Genomic DNA, 18,600 nt, shown 5'->3' with positions numbered 1-18,600 from the left:
TCAGACCGTGGCGGCGCGATGGCCGTCCAGCAGGGGCATCAGTTCCGGCGCCACGCCGCCGCGGCACGCCGGCGCCGCTTGCGCCGCGCGATGCGCCAGCACGCCGCCGGCCGGCGGACGGAAATCCTGCAAGGCGGTGCGCGGTTCGATGGCGTAATGCTCGTGGCCGGTCAGTTCGCGCAGGATCTGCGAGTTGCGGTAGCAGCAGAAGCCCAGGTCCGGATTGGTGACGCCATGGCTGAGCAGGCCGCTGTTCTGCACGAAGATCTCGTTGCCGCCATGGTCGATGGTGTAGTTGCGCGCGATGCGGTAGCCGCCATCGTCGGCCCAGGCGATGCGGTCGTGGATGGGATTGACGCAGCTGGGGATGCTGCGCGCATAGCCGGTGGCCAGCACCAGGCCATCGGTCGAATGCGAGAACGGCTGGCCGGTATCGACGTGGCGGAATTCCAGCTGGTAGCGGCCGGTGCCGCGGTCATGGCGGCTGCCGCGCAATTCGGCATTGGTCAGCAGCGTGTAGCGGTTGTCGCCGTTGTGGATCCTTTCATCGAGCAGGTCGTAGATCTGGTTGATCAGCGACGCGTTGATGCCCTTGTACAGGCTGCTCTGCTCGGCCAGGATCTGGCGGCGGCGAGCCTCGGGCAGGTCGTAGAAATAATTGGTGTAGTCGGGGGAAATCAGTTCCAGCGTGAGCTTGGTGTTCTCCATCTGGAAAAAGCGCGGCGAACGGGTGATCCAGGCCAGGCTGTAGTCGTGTTCGTCGCTGTCGCGCAGCAGGTCGTGGAACACCTCGGCCGCGCTCTGGCCGCTACCCACGATGGTGATCGACGTCCGTCGTTGCAGCTGTTCCTTGTGCCGCAGATAGTCGGCGCTGTGGATGTAGGGCGCTTCGCGCCGGTCGCAGCAGGGCGGCAGCACCGGCTGCGACCCCAGGCCCAGCACCAGCTTGCGGCAGCGGACCATGAAGCGTTCGCCATTGACGCTGTGCTGGCCGGTGACCAGGTAGGTGTCGGTCTCGGGGTCATGCAGCACGCTCTGCACGTCGCTGTTGAAGCGCAGGTTCGGCAGGCGCGCGGCCACCCATTTGCAATAGCGGTTGTACTCAGCGCGCGTCAGGTAGTGGTTCTCGCGCATGTAGTACGAGTAGATGCGGCCGGTCTGCTTGCAGTAGTTCAGGTAGCTGTATTCGCTGCGCGGATCGGCCAGGCTGACCAGGTCCGCCAGGAACGGGTTCTGCAGCGTGGAGGCCTCGATCAGCATGCCCGGATGCCAGTCGAAGCCGGGTTTCTTGTCGAGGAACAGGGCGCGCACGCCGGGCAAGGGCGCCGACAGGCAGGCCAGGCTGAGGTTGAAAGGGCCTAGGCCGATCGCGACGAAGTCATAGATTTCACGGTTCATGATGGTTACGCCTTTTGCGGAGTCTCTCGTTGCACGGACGATGCCCGGGGCAGGGCATACTCGGAACAGGGCCGGCTAGTCAGGCGGAACGGGACGCGAGCGGCTCGTCGGTCCGTCGGTCCACTGCAACAACAAAGAATTTCCATCGCCGGTATTGCATGAATTGAACATCTGTGTAGGTATGATTTTCATTTGCAATACAGACACTCTAGCAAATGGTTTTTTGCGGCGAAGCATTGCCACAGCCACCGAGGCGGCGCCCATATGCAGGGTGGCAAAGCGCATAGGGACATGGCCGAAACGCATAAGCTCATGCATGGACCCGAGAGGGCATCGAGGGCGCGCCGCGGCGCCGCGCATATGCCTGGCGCGCGCGGGTTATGCTTGCCGCCATGTCACAGAAACCTCCCGTGCTCAGGCTGCGCGGCGTCTACAGCGAACGCCTGGCGCCCGTCAGCCTGGATCTGGCGGCGGGCGAATGCGCCGCCATCACCGGCCCTTCGGGGTCGGGCAAGTCGCTGCTGTTGCGCCAGGTCGCCGATCTCGATCCGGGCCATGGCGAAGTCGAATTGGACGGCGCGCCGCGTTCCGGCATGCGCGGTTGGCAATGGCGCCGCCAGGTGACCTATTGCCAGGCCGAGGCCGGCTGGTGGGACGACCGCGTCGCGCGGCATTTCGCCGACCGGACCCTGGCCACCGAACTGTTGCAGCGCCTGGGCCTGGCGCCGGAAAAAATGGACGCCCTGGTGCAGGAGCTGTCCACCGGCGAACGCCAGCGCGCCGCCCTGGCGCGGGCCTTGGCGCAGGCGCCGCGGGCTTTGCTGCTGGACGAGCCCACGGCGGCGCTGGATCCCGAGGCCACGGCGCGCGTCGAGGCCGAACTGCGCCGCTATCTGGAGGGTGGCGCGGCCATCCTCATGGTCACCCACAATCCCGAGCAGGCGCGCCGCATGGGAAGGCGCGGCTGGCGCATGGAGCAGGGCAAGCTGGAGCCGCAATGGACGTGATCAAGCTGGAGACGCTGGACCTGGTCATCGCCTCGCTGCTGGTGCTGCTGTCGGCCGGCATTTCGTTCGCGTTGCGCTTGAACCTGCAGCGCCAGGTGCTGTGGGCGGCGCTGCGCACCGTGGTCCAGCTGCTGCTGGTCGGCCATATCCTGCGTATCGTGTTCGCGCACGCGGCGCCCTGGCTGACCGCGCTGGTGGTGGCGGTGATGATGGCGCTGGCGGCGCGCGAGGTCGCGGCCCGGCCCAAGGGGCGGCTGGCCGGCCACGGCAACGGGCACGTGGGCACGATGGCGGTGGTGGCCACCACGGTGGTCACCGCGCTGTTCATCCTCAGTACCGCGCTGCGCCCGGAACCCTGGTACGACCCGCGCTATACCATTGCGCTGGTCGGCATCGTGCTGGGCAGCGTGCTCAATGCCGCCAGCCTGGCGCTGGACGGGGTGCTGTCGGGCGTGCGCCGCGACAAGCTGGCGATCGAGGCGCGCCTGTCGCTGGGCGCGACCGCGCACCAGGCCTTCGCGGCGTTGCTGCGCGAGTCGGTGCGGCGCGGCATCGTGCCCAGCATCAACCAGATGTCGGCGGCCGGCATCATCACGCTGCCTGGCATCATGACCGGCCAGATCATCGCCGGCATGGACCCGATCGATGCGGCCAAGTACCAGATCCTGCTGATGTTCCTGCTGTGCGGCGCCAGCGGCATGGCGGCCATGGGCGCGGCCTATGGCGCCATGCGGCGGCTGACGGACGAGCGCGGCCGGCTGCGGCTCGATCGGTTGATGGCCGAGCGCTGAGCGGCGCCCGCGGCTGTCTCGTCGGCGGCGCCCGGATTTGATGAAATATCGACGCGGCCCGCTGCATACTGCGACCCTTCATCCATGACGCGGCCGGCGCCACCGGCCATGAAAAAAGAAGGGCGGGATCCGTATGAGCATTACCGAGATGTTTGCGTGGTTGACCAGCGAGCAGGGCCTGATGGCGCTGCTGGCGCAGAACTGGGTGCTGGGCACCTGCATCATCGCCGCCATCGTGTTTATCGAGACCGGCTTGGTGGTGATGCCGTTCCTGCCGGGCGATTCGCTGCTGTTCGCGGCCGGCGCGTTCCTGGGGCTGGCGGGCATCGACCCGCTGGCGTCGTTGGCGGCCATCACGGCGGCCGCCATTGCCGGCGACGCGCTCAACTATGCCATTGCCTCGTCGCGCTGGGGCCAGAAGCTGGCGCATAGCCGCTGGGTCAAGCCGGATCACCTGAAACGGGCGCGCGATTATTTCGCCCGCTACGGCGCCATGACCATCACGGTGGCGCGCTTCGTGCCCATCGTGCGCACCCTGGCGCCATTCGTGGCGGGGCTGTCGCAGATGCCGCGCCGCACTTTCTTCATCTACAACGTGGTCGGCGCCATTGCCTGGTGCGGCTTGATGCTGCTGGCGGGCTACTGGCTCGGCTCCATCACCTGGGTGCGCGCCAACCTGCATTGGGTGTCGGTCATCATCATCGGGCTGTCGCTGGTTCCCGTGGCGCTGCAGTGGCTGCAGATGCGACGGATGCGCAGGGTGTCGCAGACCTGAGCAGCGCGCGGCGGGGCACGGGTCGAGAGCGGGATGCCGGGACGGGCCCCGCCTGCGGCCCGGCATCCCGGAACAAAGAAAAAGCCGACGGCTCCTTGCGGAACCGCCGGCTTTTTTTGCGCCACCGGGCCAGGCGGCCCGGGGCGGGGGGCTTAGCCGATGTTGGCCAGCACCTGGTTCAGCGTGGCGCTGGGGCGCATGGCGCGGCTGGCCTTGTCTTCGTTCGGCTGGTAGTAGCCGCCGATGTCGACCGGCTTGCCCTGGGCGGCCTTGAGCTCTTCCAGGATCTTGGCTTCGCCTTGCGCGAACGCGGCGGCGGCCGGGGCGAACAGCGCGGCCAGCGCGCGGTCGTCGGTCTGCTCGGCCAGGGCCTGGGCCCAGTACATCGCCAGGTAGAAGTGGCTGCCGCGGTTGTCCAGGCCGCCGACCTTGCGGTCGGGCGACTTGTTCTCGTCCAGGAACTTGGCGGTGGCCAGGTCCAGCGTCTTGGCCAGCACTTGCGCGCGGGCGTTGTCGTAGGCGCGGCCCAGGTGATCCAGCGAAGCGGCCAGGGCCATGAACTCACCCAGCGAGTCCCAGCGCAGGAAGCCTTCTTCCAGGAACTGCTGCACGTGCTTGGGCGCCGAACCGCCGGCGCCGGTTTCGAACAGGCCGCCGCCGGCGACCAGCGGCACGATCGACAGCATCTTGGCGCTGGTACCCAGCTCCATGATGGGGAACAGGTCGGTCAGGTAGTCGCGCAGTACGTTGCCGGTGACGGAGATGGTGTCCAGGCCTTCGCGGATGCGCTTGAGCGAGAACTTGGTGGCCTCGACCGGCGCCAGGATGCGCAGATCCAGGCCGTTGGTGTCGTGGTCGTTCAGGTACTGCTTGACCTTGGCGATGACCTGGGCGTCGTGGGCGCGCTTTTCGTCCAGCCAGAACACGGCCGGCGTCTGGCTGACGCGGGCGCGGGTGACGGCCAGCTTGACCCAGTCCTGGATGGCGGCGTCCTTGGTCTGGCACATGCGCCAGAGGTCGCCGGCCTCGACGGCCTGCTCCAGCAGCACCTTGCCCGAGGCGTCGGTGACGCGCACGGTGCCGGCGGCGGGGATGACGAAGGTCTTGTTGTGCGAGCCGTATTCCTCGGCGGCCTGGGCCATCAGGCCGACGTTGGGCACGCTGCCCATCGTGACCGGATTGAAGGCGCCGTGCTGCTTGCAGTCGTCGATGACGGCCTGGTAGACGCCGGCGTAGCAACGGTCGGGGATGACGGCCTTGGCGTCCTGCAGCTTGCCTTCGGCGTTCCACATCTTGCCCGAGTCGCGGATCATGGCAGGCATGGAGGCGTCGACGATGACGTCGCTGGGCACGTGCAGGTTGGTGATGCCCTTGTCGGAGTTCACCATGGCCAGCTGCGGCAGCGTCTTGTAGGCGGCGTCGATGTCGGCGGTGATCGCGGCCTGCTGGTCGGCGGGCAGCGATTGGATCTTGGCGTACAGGTCGCCGATGCCGTTGTTGGGATCGAAGCCGGCCTGCTTGAGGACGGCGGCGTGCTTGGCCAGCACGTCCTTGTAGAACACGGACACCACGTGGCCGAAGATGACGGGGTCGGAGACCTTCATCATGGTGGCCTTCAGGTGCACCGAGAACAGCACGCCCTGGGCGCGCGCGTCGTCGATCTGGGCCTGCAGGAAGGTCTTGAGCTTGGCGGTCGACAGCACGGCGGCGTCAATGATCTCGCCGGCCTTGACCGGGGTCTTTTCCTTCAGCACGGTCTTGGTGCCGTCGGCGGCGGTCAGCTCGATCTTGACGTCGCCGGCTTCGGCGATCAGGGCCGACTTTTCGGTGCCGTAGAAGTCGCCGCTGTCCATGTGCGCGACGTGCGACTTGGAGTCAGCCGTCCAGGCACCCATCTTGTGCGGGTGCTTGCGGGCGTAGTTCTTGACCGACAGCGGCGCGCGGCGGTCGGAGTTGCCTTCGCGCAGCACGGGGTTGACGGCGCTGCCCTTGACCTTGTCGTAGCGCGCCTTGACGTCGCGCTCGGTGTCGTTGGCCGGGGCGTCCGGGTAGTCGGGCAGCTTGTAGCCCTGGTCCTGCAGTTCCTTGATGGCGGCCTTGAGCTGCGGCATCGAGGCGCTGATGTTGGGCAGCTTGATGATGTTGGCTTCGGGCTGGACCGCCAGGGCGCCCAGTTCGGACAGGGCATCGCCCAGCTTCTGGCTGTCGTCGAGGTAGTCGGGGAACAGGGCGATGATGCGGCCCGCCAGGGAGATGTCGCGGGTTTCGACCGTAATGCCAGCGGACTTCGCGAAGGTCTGGACGATCGGCAGCAGGGAACGGGTTGCAAGCGCCGGAGCTTCGTCGGTGAGGGTGTAGATAATCTTCGGAGTAAGAGACATGATCCTTGAATCTGTTCGGCGGTGGCGCTAGGCGCAAACCCGAACATGCTATGCGGCGTCAGCCGGTAGATGTTGTCGAGAGTGGGTTCGTTTGAACCGACACAGGCGGGCCCGGGTCGGCTCAACATGGCGCCGCCCGCCCTTTATTTGCTGGTCCAAAAGCCCGACCGCCTGGAAGGTGCGACTGCCACGAATCGAACATTGTAATACCGTGACCCGCGCGGCGTGCGCGGAAATGGGCGCCAATCGTCCGCCGGGCGTGCGCCAGTGGCCGGATGGACGGTTTTTTGCGTCCAGGAATGGCGCCAAAGATTGACAACCTCTGGTAACGGCGTGCAAGTATTGGCTAATATGCCGCAACTGTCGCGCCAAAGCGCGCGGGCGGGTGAGAGCGGGGCGCCGGATGACGATGGGCGTTGTGAGAGGCCCGGCGCGGAGAGAGGCAATGCGGTTTGGCAATCTGTTGTTCGATCCGAAGTTCCGCTATGCCAGCGGTACCGATGGCAGGACGGTGCACTTCACGCCCGTCGAAAGTGCCGCGCTGGCCTTGTTGACCGGACACGTGGGCCAGATCCTGCCGCGCCAGCGCCTGCTGGACGTGACCCAGCGCGGTGACAGCGACGCCCTCGAGCGCAGCGTCGACCTGTTGATCAATCGCCTGCGCGCCAAGCTCGGCGATTCCGCGCGCGCGCCCCGTTTCATCGCCACCAGCTACGGCGAAGGCTACAGCTGGATCGCCGCGGCCGAGCCGGGGCCGGGCGGCGACGTCTATGTCGCCATCGGGCCGGCGGCCGGCCCCGAGGCCTTGCGCGCCGAGCCGCGGGTGCGAGCCTTCCTGACGGACCTGGCCGCGGCATTGCGGGCGCGCCTGCCGAGCGAGCGGGGCGTCAGCCTGTTGTCGCTGGCGGCCGCCGCCGAAGCGCGCGCGCCATTCCGGGTGGAGGTTGGTTTGCGCCAGGACGAGGCCGGCGTGCATTGCGCGGTGGTTTTGCGCGAAGCGGCCAGCGGGGCGGCGTTGCGCGCCGAGCGCTGGACCATCGCGCCCGGGGACGGTCCCGACGTCGGCCGGACCGCCGCCGCGACTTTCGCGGCTTGCCTGAAAAGCGAAATCTGGCGCAGCCTGGCACGGGCTCGCGGCGACGTGGCCGGCCCCTCCGACGAGCCGATCGAGTTGCGCTTGCACAGTGCCGCGGTGCTGCTGTCGCGCACCCCGCAAAGCTGGCTGGAGTCGGAGGCCGAACTGGAGAAACTGCGCGCCGAGCATCCCGACGATCCGCAGACCGCGCTGATGTGGGCCTCGCACCTGTACGCGCGGCTGGTGCTGGACCTGTCCAGTGTCCCGGCCGAGCTCGAGCCGCAGATCGAGGCGCTGGTGTTCCAGGCGCTGCCGCACGTGCGGGCCAATCCGATGCTGGCGCTGGCGGCGGCCAAGCTGCTGTGCTTCGTCAGCCACGGCCACCTGGCGCTGGCCGAGGCGTTGGCCGAAGAGGCCTTCGCGCGCAGCACCGCGTTCGCGTCCGCTTTTGCGGTGCTGGGCCAGTTGCGATTGAACCGCGGCCGCCTGTGGGAAGCCATCGAGCATTTCGACCAGGGCATCGGCCTGGCCGAACCCGGTTCCGAATTCCAGGTGTTCCTGATGGTCTTGAAATGCACCACCTTGCTGGCCCTGGATGATCGCCAGGCATGCCTGGCGGCCAGCGAGGCCCTGTACCGCGCCAAGCCCTTGACGCGCATGCAGATGGGCCTGTTCCTGTGCTCGCCCGACGAGGTGCTGCCCGACGACCTGCGCCAGATCCTGCTGGCGCTGGACGCCGACATGCTGCGCCGCTTGCTGGCGCATTTCGAATACCTGTTCGTGCGGCGGGTGCCCGACGCCGCGGGCAGGAGGAACATGTTCCGCGGCGTGCTGGCGCAGTTGGCGCGGCACCGGCCGCTGGACGAGCTGCCGGCGCCCGTGCGGCCCTATGCCCAAGGCGGGCCGATTTGACAAACCGCCGCGCTTGCGGGAAGCTACGCCCCATGACTTCCCGCGCCGTCCGCATTTCGCTGATTATTACCATCATTCCTGGAATGGTGGGTTAACGCGCGACCGCAGTCAGTCAAACAAACCCGCCCCACGAGGCGGGTTTTTTGTTGCCGCCTCTGCCGGGCCCAGCCCCCGAAAAAGCCGCAGAGAGTTCCCATGCAACAACCGCAAGCCACCCCCACCGACACCGATGCATTCACCGCGGGCCGCGCCGCGCCCATGGAATACCTGCGCCAGATCCTGACCGCGCGCGTCTACGACATCGCCCGCGAAACCGAACTGGACCCGGCCCACGGCCTGTCGCGCCGGCTGGGCAACCGCGTGCATCTCAAGCGCGAGGACAACCAGCCGGTGTTCTCGTTCAAGGTGCGCGGCGCCTACAACAAGATGCGCAACACGCCGCAGGCGGCGCTGGAGCGCGGCGTGATCACCGCGTCGGCCGGCAACCACGCCCAGGGCGTGGCGATCTCCGCCGCCCGGCTCGGCGTGCGCGCCACCATCGTGGTGCCGCAGACCGCGCCGCAGGTGAAGGTAGACGCGGTGCGCGCCTTCGGCGGGCCGACGGTGCAGGTGGTGCTGGCGGGCGACTCCTACAGCGATGCCTACGCCTACGCGCAGACGCTGGCGCGCGATCAGGATCTGACTTTCATTCCGGCGTTCGACGACCCCTACGTGATCGCCGGGCAGGGCACGGTCGGCATGGAGATCCTGCGCCAGCATCCGGGGCGGCTGGACGCGGTGTTCGTGCCGATCGGCGGCGGCAGCCTGGCGGCGGGCGTGTCGGTGTACATGAAGGCGGTGGATCCGTCCGTCAAGGTGATCGGGGTGCAGACGGTCGATTCCAGCGCCATGGCGCAGTCGATCCAGGTGGGCGAGCGCGTCAGCCTGGCCGAGGTGGGGCTGTTCTCGGATGGCACCGCGGTCAAGCTGGTGGGCGAAGAGACCTTCCGCCTGTGCCGCCAGTTCCTCGACGAAGTGATCCTGGTGGACACCGACGCGGTCTGCGCGGCGATCAAGGACGTTTTCCTGGACACGCGCAGCGTGCTGGAGCCGGCGGGCGCGCTGGCGCTGGCCGGACTCAAGCAATACGTGGAGCGCGAGGGCGTGAGTGGCCAGTCGCTGGTGGCGATCACCTCGGGCGCCAACATGAACTTCGATCGCATGCGCTTCGTTGCCGACCGCGCCGAGGTGGGCGAGGCGCGCGAGGCGGTGTTCGCCGTCACCTTGCCCGAGGAGCGCGGCAGCTTCCGCCGCTTCTGCGCGGTGATGGGCCAGCGCAGCGTGACCGAATTCAACTACCGCATCGCCGACGCCCGCACCGCCCGCATCTTCGTCAGCGTGCAGATCGCGCGGCGCGGCGAGGGCGCGGACATCATGCGCGGCTTGCAGGAGCAGGGCTTCGCGGTCAGCGACCTGACGCACAACGAGGTATCCAAGCAGCACATCCGCTACATGGTCGGCGGGCGTTCGCCGCTGGCGGGCGGCGAACGCCTGTTCCGCTTCGAATTTCCGGAACGTCCGGGCGCGCTGATGAAGTTCCTGACCGCCATGGCGCCGAACTGGAACATCAGCCTGTTCCACTACCGCAACCAGGGCGCCGACTTCAGTTCGGTGCTGGTGGGCATCCAGGCGCCGGTGGCCGACGACGCGGCGCTCGACCGCTTCCTGGCGCAGCTGGGCTACGCCCATTCGGAAGAGACGGCGAACGAGGCCTACCGGCAGTTCCTGATCTAGGCGATATGGGCCAATCCGATATGGGCCAATCCGTCCACATGCACTTGCGGTTGGCCCTGCGGACACCGTTCGACCCGGGCCAGCACGCCATAGGCGCGGCGCAGCGTATCGCGCGTGACCACCTCGCGCGGCGGGCCTTCGGCCAGCAGCGCGCCGCCGTGCAGCAGCAGGGCATGGTCGGCGTGGCGCAGGGCGATGTTCAGGTCGTGCAGCACCACCAGCGTGATGAGGCGATGGCTTGCGGTCTGCCGGCGCAGCACGTCCATGACGTGGAACTGGTAATTCAGGTCCAGCGCCGACAGCGGCTCGTCCAGCAATAGCAGGCGCGGCCGCCGCACCAGGGCCTGGGCCAGCGAGGCCAACTGCTTCTGGCCGCCGGACAGCTCGTCCAGGCAACGGCTGGCGAGGGCGTTGATGCCCAGTTCGGACAGCACCCGCATGGCCTCGCCCATGAGCACGTCGCCGGGCTGGCGCGCGCGGCCGGAGCGGGCCGCCACCAGCACCGATTCCAGCACCGTCATGTGCACGCCCCTGGGCAGGGCCTGCGGCATGTACATGGCATGTTGCGCGCGCCGCGCCGGCGGCAGCCGGCCGAAATCGGCGCCGTCCAGCCGCAGTTCGCCGGCCTGCATGGGGTTCAGGCCGGCCAGGGTCTTGAGCAGCGTCGATTTGCCGCTGCCGTTCGGACCCAATAGCGCGGTCAGCGTGCCTTCGCGCAGCGGGCCCGCCCGCAGGCCCCGCAGCACCGGGCGCGCGCCATAGCCGGCATCGAGCGCGCGGATCTCCAGCGCGGCCGGGGTGTCGGGGCTCTGCCGCGAGGCCATGGCGTCAGGGCCGCTGCAGGGCCAGCGTGCCGCGCATGTGCTGGGCGTGCGCCGGGAACGAGCAATAGAAGGTGTACGACTGCCCGGCCGCCAGGCGGCTGACGGGGAAGGTGACGCTGGCGGTCTCGCCGCCGCCCAGCATCGGCGTGCGGGCCAGGATGCGGCCATCGCCCGGGGCCAGGAAATCATGCGCCGCGCCCGCCTTCATGCCGTCGACCATCACCGCGTCGATGTCTTCGGTCCGGGTCAGCACCCAGTTGTGGCCGGCCTTTTCCTTGCTGTTCTTGCCGGTATGGATCAGGCGCACCGTGAAGTCCTGGCAGGTGGCGGGCACCACGATGTGGGCGGGCGCGAACTTCTTGCCGGGCTGGCCTTCGACGTCGATGCTGCAGGCGGGCGCGGCGGCGTGGACGGCGCCGGCGGCCAGCAGGGCGGCGAGGGCGAACGGGTAGCGGGTGTGCATGGGAAGGCGTCTCCGGTGAAGGTAGGAGTCAGCTGCGCTTGAGGGCGCGGATGACGATGGTGAGAAAGAAGGGAATGCCGACCAGCGAGGTCACGATGCCGACCGGCACCAGCGCGCCGGGCAGCACGGTCTTGGAGGCGACGGAGGCCAGCGACAGGATCAGCGCGCCGGCCAGCGCGCTGCCGGGCAGGTAGTGGCGATGGTCCTCGCCCAGCAGCAGCCGGGCGATGTGAGGCGCCACCAGGCCGACGAAACCGATGGTGCCGACGAACGACACCGCCAAGGCAGCCAGCGCGCTGACGCGCAGCAGGCTCACCAGCCGCAGGCGCTTGACGTCGATGCCGAAACTGGCGGCGCGTTCCTCGCCCAGCCGCACCGCCGTCAGCTTCCAGGCGTCGCGCAGGGAATAGGGAAGCGCCAGGGCCAGCGCCACGGCCATCGCGCCGACGCTGGTCCAGTTGGCGCGCGCCAGGCTGCCCATGGTCCAGAAGACGATGCCTTGCAGCGCTTCCTCGCTGGCGATGAATTGCAGCAGCATCACCAGGGCCTGGAAGGCATACACCAGGGCAATGCCGAACAGCACCACGCCCAGCGTCGACCCGCCGCGCCAGCGCGCCACGCGTTCCAGCACCAGCACCGACACCAGCGTGCTGGCGAAGGCGGACAACGACACCACCATGCCCGGCGGCAAAGCCGGCAGGTGCCAGTCCAGCGTGATCGCCAGCGAGGCGCCGAACGCGGCGGCGGCCGACACGCCAAGCGTGTAGGGACTGGCCAGCGGGTTGTCGAGCATGGTCTGCATCTCGGCGCCGCCCAGCCCCAGCGCCACGCCCACCAGCAATGCCATCAGCGCGTAGGGCAGGCGGAACTGCCAGACGATGACGCGGGTGCCGGCGTCGGCGCCGTCGGGATGCAGCAGTGTGCGCAGCAGATCGGCCGACGCCAGGCCGGCCGGGCCGGTGGCGAGGTCGGCCAGCAGGCTGGCGACGATGAGCACGGCCAGCGCCAGCGCCAGCAGCAGGCGCCGCCTGCGGGTGCGGCGATAGTGGGCGACGGGATCGTCCGGCATGCCGTCGGCGGCCAGGATGGTGGCGGGGGTCTGCATGGGAAGAGCCGGTCAACGGGCGGCGGGCGCGGTCCAGTAGGTGCCGGCGCCGTCCAGGTCGAGGAAGTCGCGGTACAGCGTGTCGAGCGTGGCGCGCGGATCGAGCGCGGCGGCGCGTTCCGGATACAGCCACTTGGCCATGGCTTCCACCGCCGCCACGTTGTAGGGCGAGTTGTAGAACGCGTGCCAGATGCCGAAGGCGCGGCCGCGCTTGACCGCCTCCAGGTCGCGGATGCCGTCGCGTTGCAGCAAGGCGTGCAGGCTGGCGGCGGAGACATCGGCGGCGGCGCCCGGTCCGACCAGCAGGCCCGGGCGGCCGGGTTCGGAGCGGCTGCCGGTGGCGATGTAGACCCGCGGCTGTGACTGCAGCAGGAATTCCATGCTGACGTCGCCGATCGCGCCCGGCAGCACCGGCGCCGCCACGTTCACGCCGCCGGCGGCCTGCAGCAGGTCGCCGAAGCTGCCGTTGCCGGTGGTGTGGCAGCACGCCGGCCAGACGCCGGCCAGCATTTCCACGAACACGCGCGGCCGCTCGGCCTGCGGCACGGGTTGCACCAGGTCGCGCACCTTGGCCATGTGCGATTCATAGAATGCAATGTAGCGCTCGGCCTGGTCCTGGCGGTCGAGCGCCTGGCCCAGGAGGCGCAGGCTGGGAACGGTGTTTTGCACCGGATGCTGGCGGAAGTCGATGAAGACGATGGGAATGCCGGCCTGCTGCAACGACGCGATCATGGGATTGTTGCGGCCCGGGCCGTGGCCGCTCAGGCTGAATACCGCCACGTCGGGCCTGAGCGCGACGATTTTTTCGGGACTGACGCTGGCTTCCGAGGTGGTGCCGATCAGCGGCACCTGGGCAGCCTTCGGGAAGCGCTTGACCAGCTGTTGCCAGGAGTAGGGGTCCTGCTGCTTGAGTTCGCCCTGCCAGCCGACCACGCGGGCCACCGGATCGGCGCGGTCCAGCAAGGCCATGGCGAAGACGAAGCGGCCTTCGCCCAGCAGCACCCGTCGCGGATGGTCGGGCACGGTCACGACGCGCCCGGCCAGGTCGGTCACCTGGCGGGCCTGGGCGCCGGCGACGGCGCAGAGCAGGGCGGCGCCAGCCAGCGCCGCGCGGAACACGAATTTCAAACGCATGGAGAATCCCGATCCAGTGACCCTGGACGCGCCCGCGGGCTTGCGGGTAACGCGAACCATTCACATCGGCGGACAGTCTCCGCCATCGAGGTTCAAGATTTCGTTAAGACGCGGCGGCCCGTGGCCGCGGCCGCTGCCGGGCGCCGGCCGCGCTTACAATCTGAGATTGATTTCCATTCCCGCCCGATCCGACATGCGCGTTCTTGTCATCGAAGACGATCCCGATATCCTGGCCAACATCACGCATCACCTGACGCGCCGCGGCTATATCGTCGATTGCGCGGAGGACGGGCTGCGCGGCTATGCGATGGCCGCTGAAGGCGGCTTCGACCTGATCGTGCTCGACCTGATGCTGCCGCGGCTGGACGGCTACGACCTGTGCCGCCAACTGCGCGCCGAAGCCGGCTGCGGAACGCCGATCATCATGGTCACCGCGCGCGACACGCTCGACAACCGCTTGGCCGGCTTCGACGCGGGCGCCGACGACTACCTGGTCAAGCCCTTCGCGCTGGCCGAACTGGCGGCGCGCGTCAAGGCGCTGCTGCACCGCGCCAGCGGCGCCGGCGCGGCGCGCGTGTTGCGGGTGGGCGACCTGACGCTGGATACCGGCACCCTGGCGCTGGCGCGCGCCGGGCAGGCGCTGCGCCTGCCGCCGTCGCCACTGCAGCTGTTGATGCTGTTGATGCGCGCCAGCCCCGTGGTGGTCCATCGTGGCCGGCTCGAAGAGGCCCTGTGGCGCGATTCCCCGCCCGATAGCGACAGCCTGCGCACCCATATCCACCAGATCCGCCAGGTGGTCGACAAGCCGTTCGACGCGCCGCTGCTGCACACGGTGCACGGCATCGGCTACCAATTGCGGGCGGCCGGCGATGCGTAGCGCGCGGCGCGGCCTGGCGCGCTACCTGGTGCGCACCTACCTGTTGCTGGCGCTGCTGGTCGGCGGCGTGCTGACCTGGGTGTCGATCTGGAGCGTGAACACGCTCGAAGTCCACTTGCAGCGCATCGACATGGGCATGGCGGTGGAACGGGTGCGCGGCGACTTCCTGGCGGGCATCGACCCGGGCCGGCCGCATCGGTTCTTCCATGGCGAACCGGGCGGATCGGCGTTCCCGCAATGGCTGCGGGGCCTGGCGCCGGGCTTCCACAAGATCGAGCGCGAGGGCCGAATCTGGCACGTCATGGTGGACGACAAGGACGGCCAGCGCTACATGCTGCTGCGCGACTACACCGAGTACGAACACAACCAGTCCGCGTCGCACTGGACCGTGGTCAGCGGCCTGGCCGGCGGGCTGGCGCTGGCCTTCGTGCTGGGCACCCTGGCCACGCGGCGCATGCTGCGGCCCTTGGCCAGGCTGGCGGCGCAGGTCACGGCGCGCGGCGCGCAGCCGCCGCAGACCCGCCTGGCCGAGGACTACCCCCCTGACGAGATCGGCCGGTTGGCGGCCGCCTTCGACGCCACCTACAACCAGCTCGAGCAGGCGCTGCGGCGCGAACAGCTGTTCACCGCCGACGTTGGCCACGAATTGCGCACGCCGCTGATGGTGATTTCCAGTTCCTGCGAACTGCTGTTGGAAGAGCCGGGACTGGATGCCGACGGCAATGCGTGCTTGCGGCGCATCGCGGCGGCCGCGGCCGACATGGGGGAACGGCTCGATACCTACCTGATGCTGGCGCGCGGGCGCGACGACGCGGGCCAGTTCGCGCGCGCCAGCGCCGATGAGGCCGCGCGCGAGCAACTCGCGGCCTGGAGCGCGGTGGCGCGGCGGCGCGGCATGTCGCTGACGCTGCAGGCCGCGGCGGGGCCGAGCCCGTCGAACGCGGCGGCCGGCGCGCCCGCCGATGTCTTCGACAGGGGCGCCGCCCCGGGCCCGAGCGGCGCCGACGGGATGACGCCGGCAATGGACCCGCCGCGCTTTCCGGCGCCGTTGCTGCGCGCGTTGCTGTCCAACCTGATCCGCAATTCGCTGCAATACGCCGGACCCGGCGCGCGCGTCACGATCAGCGCCGGCGCCCAATACCTGCAGGTGGCCGACGACGGTCCGGGCATTCCGGCGGAGCGGCAGCAGGCGGTCTTCAGCCCCTTTGTGCGCGGCACGCAGCCTGCCGCCGGCAACCTCGGGCTGGGCCTGTCCCTGGTGCAACGCATCTGCGAACACCAGGGTTGGCGGGTCTCGCTGCAATCGGCGCCGGGGCGGGGCAGCGTGTTCCGCGTCGACCTTGGCACCACGGCTCGCTCCTGAAGATCACGGCGCGGCCCGCGGCCGGACGGCGTGGCAATGTGCGACCGTCCGGGCAGGGGTGGCGTCAGGCGCCGAGCACGCCATCGGTCATGCGCGGCAGCCCTAGCGGGTTGCCGCGCTTGAGACCATCGGGCAGCAGTGCGTCCGGCAGGTCCTGGTAGCAGACCGGACGCAGGAAGCGGCGGATGGCGGTGGCGCCGACCGAGGTCGAGGCGGGGCGCGAGGTGGCCGGGAAGGGGCCGCCGTGCACCATCGCGTGGCTGACCTCGACGCCGGTGGGATAGCCGTTGGCCAGGATTCGGCCGGCCTTGCGTTCCAGCACCGGCAGCAGGGCGCGCGCGGCTTCGGTGTCGGCCTCGTCCACGAACAGGGTCGCGGTCAACTGGCCTTCCAGGTGTTCGGCCACCTGGCGCATCTGCGCGGCGTCGCGGCACGCCACCACCAGCGAGGCCGGGCCGAAGACTTCGGCCTCGAGTTCGGGCGAGGCCAGAAAGCGCGCGGCATCGGTGCCGAACACGGCGGGGCCGGCGGCATTGGCGGCCGGCCGCGAGGCTTCGCCGCGTCCCAGCGTGGCGACGCTGGCGTGGCCGGCCAGCGCCTGCTCGCCCTGCGAATAGGCGGCGAAGATGCCGGGGGTAAGCATGGTGGCGGCGCCCTTGGCCTGCACCGCCTGGCCGGCGGCCTGGCGGAAGCGTTGCAGCGCCGGGCCTTCGATGCCGACCACCAGGCCGGGATTGGTGCAGAACTGGCCCACGCCCAGCACCAGCGATTCGACGAAGCCCTTGGCGATGGTCTCGGCGCGGGCCTCCAGGGCGGCGGGCAGCAGGAACACCGGATTGATGCTGGACATCTCGGCATACACCGGGATCGGCACCGGCCGCGCGTTGGCGGCGGCCACCAGCGCCAGGCCGCCCCGGCGCGAACCGGTGAAGCCGATCGCGGTGATGGCGGGGTGGGTCGCCAGCGCCGTGCCGATCTCGTTGCCGGCGCCGAACAGCAGCGAGAACACGCCTTCGGGCAGGCCGTGCCTGGCCACCGCCTGCTGGATCACGCGGCCCACCATTTCGGCGGTGCCGGGGTGGGCGTTGTGGGCCTTGACGATGACCGGGCAGCCCGCCGCCAGCGCCGAGGCGGTATCGCCGCCCGCCACCGAGAACGCCAGCGGGAAGTTGCTGGCGCCGAATACGGCCACCGGCCCCAGCGGCACCTGGGCCAGGCGCAGGTCGGCGCGCGGCAGCGGCTGGCGCTCGGGCTGGGCGGGGTCGATGGTGGCGTCCAGGAAGTAGCCGTCGCGCACCACCCGCGCGAACAGGCGCAATTGGCCCACGGTGCGGCCGCGCTCGCCTTGCAGGCGGGCCAGCGGCAGGCCGGTTTCGAGATGGGTGCGCTCGATCAGCGCGTCGCCCAGCGCCAGGATGCCTTCGGCGATGCTCTCCAGGAATTGCGCGCGGGTTTCGAGCGGCGCGGCGCGGTAGGGGTCGAACGCGGCGGCGGCCAGTTCGGCGGCGCGCGCCACGTCCTCGGCGTCGCCGGCGTGGAACGCCGGTTGCAGCGGTTCGCCGCGGGCCGGGTCGATGGCGTGCAGCGGCGCGCCCGCGCCTTTTACGGCCTGGGCGCCGATCAACATGTTGCCGGTCAAAGTCATGCAGTGTCTCCGAATGAAAACGCCCCCAGCGGGGGCGGGCAGGCGGCGCCGCGCCTGGTCTATTGGGGGCCCAGCTTGCGGATCAGCGCGTCGAGCATGGCCATTTCGTCGGGATGCAGGTCGGTCAGCGGCGCGCGCACCGGGCCCGCATCGTGGCCGACCAGCCTGGCGCCGGCCTTGACGATGCTGACCGCATAGCCGGCGCAGCGGTTGCGGATCTCGAGATACGGCAGGAAGAACTCGTCCAGCAGGCGGTTGGTGGTGTCGTGGTCGTGCGCGGCGACGGCGCGGTAGAACTGCATCGCGGTCCTGGGCACGAAGTTGAAGACGGCCGACGAGTAGACCGGCACGCCCAGCGCCTTGTAGGCCGCGGCGTAGACCTCGGCGGTGGGCAGTCCGCCCAGGTACGAGAAGCGGTCGCCGAGCTTGCGGCGGATGCGCACCATGGCCTCGATATCGCCGACGCCGTCCTTGAAACCGACCAGGTTGGGGCAGCGCTCGGCCAGTTGGGCCAGGCTGTCGGCCGACAGGCGCGATTGGGCGCGGTTGTAGACGATGACGCCGATCTTGACGGCCTTGCAGACCTGCTCGACGTGGTCGGCGATGCCCTGTTGCGAGGCCTCGGTCAGGTAGTGGGGCAGCAGCAGCACGCCCTTGGCGCCGAGGCGCTCGGCCTCGCGGGCATAGGCGATGGCGACGCGGGTGGGGCCGCCTGCGCCGGCCAGGATCGGCACCTTGCCGGCGCAGGTGTCCACGGCGGTGCGGATGACATCCGAGTATTCGTCCGGCGCCAGCGAGAAGAACTCGCCGGTGCCGCCGGCGGCGAACAGGGCGGTGGCGCCGTAGGGCGCGAGCCATTCCAGCCGCCCGGCATAAGAGCGGGCGTTGAAATTGCCTTGCGCGTCGAAGTCGGTCACGGGGAAGGAGAGCAGGCCTTCCGAAACGATGGCCTTGAGTTCCTGCGGCGTGGTCATGGGCGGTATCCGTTGGTGGCGGACGCGCGGCAGAGGGGCTGCCGGGCTGTCATGTGTTGAATAGGTACGTCATCGTACAACATGATTTTCTCCGGCTCAAGCA

At 69.3% G+C, this 18,600-nt stretch carries 15 protein-coding genes; 7 read left to right on the top strand and 8 right to left on the bottom strand.

Features of this window, described 5'->3' with window-relative positions:
- Entirely contained in the window at positions 1-1,398 is a 1,398-nt protein-coding gene (locus AT699_RS14700; RefSeq protein ID WP_024068912.1) for a lysine N(6)-hydroxylase/L-ornithine N(5)-oxygenase family protein, read from the bottom strand.
- Between the two features lie 392 nt (positions 1,399-1,790).
- Between AT699_RS14700 and AT699_RS14695 the strand changes: the two genes are divergently transcribed.
- The 3 genes from AT699_RS14695 to AT699_RS14685 all read left to right on the top strand — a co-directional run bounded on the left by AT699_RS14695 (position 1,791) and on the right by AT699_RS14685 (position 3,971).
- On the top strand, positions 1,791-2,405 hold the full coding sequence (locus AT699_RS14695; protein ID WP_223821407.1) for an ABC transporter ATP-binding protein: 615 nt from the start codon (positions 1,791-1,793) through the stop codon (positions 2,403-2,405).
- Entirely contained in the window at positions 2,396-3,196 is an 801-nt protein-coding gene (locus AT699_RS14690) for an ABC transporter permease (protein ID WP_006384182.1), read from the top strand. The genes AT699_RS14695 and AT699_RS14690 overlap by 10 nt, the downstream gene beginning before the upstream one ends.
- Positions 3,197-3,329: 133 nt before the next feature.
- A complete protein-coding gene (locus tag AT699_RS14685; protein ID WP_058207318.1) occupies positions 3,330-3,971 on the top strand; it encodes a VTT domain-containing protein in 642 nt (213 codons plus the stop codon).
- A 152-nt stretch (positions 3,972-4,123) separates the two neighbouring features.
- On the opposite strand, the gene AT699_RS14680 is transcribed toward AT699_RS14685, so the two are convergent.
- Complete coding sequence (locus tag AT699_RS14680; RefSeq protein WP_020927763.1) at positions 4,124-6,352, bottom strand: NADP-dependent isocitrate dehydrogenase; 2,229 nt, start codon at positions 6,350-6,352, stop codon at positions 4,124-4,126.
- A gap of 445 nt (positions 6,353-6,797) precedes the next feature.
- Between AT699_RS14680 and AT699_RS14675 the strand changes: the two genes are divergently transcribed.
- Together AT699_RS14675 and ilvA are read left to right on the top strand one after the other, a co-directional pair.
- On the top strand, positions 6,798-8,339 hold the full coding sequence (locus tag AT699_RS14675; protein WP_024068909.1) for a winged helix-turn-helix domain-containing protein: 1,542 nt from the start codon (positions 6,798-6,800) through the stop codon (positions 8,337-8,339).
- Positions 8,340-8,534: 195 nt separating this feature from the next.
- Positions 8,535-10,112, top strand: coding sequence for a threonine ammonia-lyase, biosynthetic (gene ilvA, locus AT699_RS14670; RefSeq protein WP_020927761.1), 1,578 nt, complete (start codon positions 8,535-8,537; stop codon positions 10,110-10,112).
- On the opposite strand, the gene AT699_RS14665 is transcribed toward ilvA, so the two are convergent.
- Genes AT699_RS14665 through AT699_RS14650 form a run of 4 tightly spaced genes read right to left on the bottom strand, consistent with a single transcriptional unit; the run spans position 10,109 to position 13,638 of the window.
- Positions 10,109-10,936 (bottom strand): ABC transporter ATP-binding protein, encoded by an 828-nt coding sequence (locus tag AT699_RS14665; RefSeq protein ID WP_024068908.1) that lies wholly within the window; start codon positions 10,934-10,936, stop codon positions 10,109-10,111. The genes ilvA and AT699_RS14665 overlap by 4 nt on opposite strands.
- 4 nt (positions 10,937-10,940) lie before the next feature.
- Positions 10,941-11,399: an azurin gene (azu, locus tag AT699_RS14660; protein ID WP_006384188.1), complete on the bottom strand. Its 459-nt coding sequence runs from the start codon at positions 11,397-11,399 to the stop codon at positions 10,941-10,943.
- A 28-nt stretch (positions 11,400-11,427) separates the two neighbouring features.
- Positions 11,428-12,504, bottom strand: a complete 1,077-nt coding sequence (locus AT699_RS14655; RefSeq protein ID WP_024068907.1) for a FecCD family ABC transporter permease — start codon at positions 12,502-12,504, stop codon at positions 11,428-11,430.
- Positions 12,505-12,516: 12 nt separating this feature from the next.
- Positions 12,517-13,638 (bottom strand): ABC transporter substrate-binding protein, encoded by a 1,122-nt coding sequence (locus AT699_RS14650; RefSeq protein ID WP_024068906.1) that lies wholly within the window; start codon positions 13,636-13,638, stop codon positions 12,517-12,519.
- A gap of 193 nt (positions 13,639-13,831) precedes the next feature.
- On the opposite strand from AT699_RS14650, the gene AT699_RS14645 reads away from it, so the two are divergent.
- Together AT699_RS14645 and AT699_RS14640 are read left to right on the top strand one after the other, a co-directional pair.
- On the top strand, positions 13,832-14,515 hold the full coding sequence (locus tag AT699_RS14645) for a response regulator transcription factor (protein WP_024068905.1): 684 nt from the start codon (positions 13,832-13,834) through the stop codon (positions 14,513-14,515).
- On the top strand, positions 14,508-15,878 hold the full coding sequence (locus AT699_RS14640) for a sensor histidine kinase (protein WP_024068904.1): 1,371 nt from the start codon (positions 14,508-14,510) through the stop codon (positions 15,876-15,878). The genes AT699_RS14645 and AT699_RS14640 overlap by 8 nt, the downstream gene beginning before the upstream one ends.
- A 64-nt stretch (positions 15,879-15,942) precedes the next feature.
- On the opposite strand, the gene AT699_RS14635 is transcribed toward AT699_RS14640, so the two are convergent.
- Positions 15,943-17,523, bottom strand: a complete 1,581-nt coding sequence (locus AT699_RS14635; protein WP_024068903.1) for an aldehyde dehydrogenase (NADP(+)) — start codon at positions 17,521-17,523, stop codon at positions 15,943-15,945.
- Between the two features lie 59 nt (positions 17,524-17,582).
- On the bottom strand, positions 17,583-18,497 hold the full coding sequence (gene kdgD / locus AT699_RS14630; protein ID WP_024068902.1) for a 5-dehydro-4-deoxyglucarate dehydratase: 915 nt from the start codon (positions 18,495-18,497) through the stop codon (positions 17,583-17,585).
- Positions 18,498-18,600 lie beyond the last annotated feature (103 nt).

Origin of the sequence: Achromobacter xylosoxidans (assembly GCF_001457475.1) — a bacterium.
In the GTDB taxonomy this organism is placed as follows: domain Bacteria; phylum Pseudomonadota; class Gammaproteobacteria; order Burkholderiales; family Burkholderiaceae_B; genus Achromobacter; species Achromobacter xylosoxidans.
The sequence above is the reverse complement of the archived record's forward strand: the minus strand, read 5'-3'. Positions and strand labels throughout refer to the sequence as shown.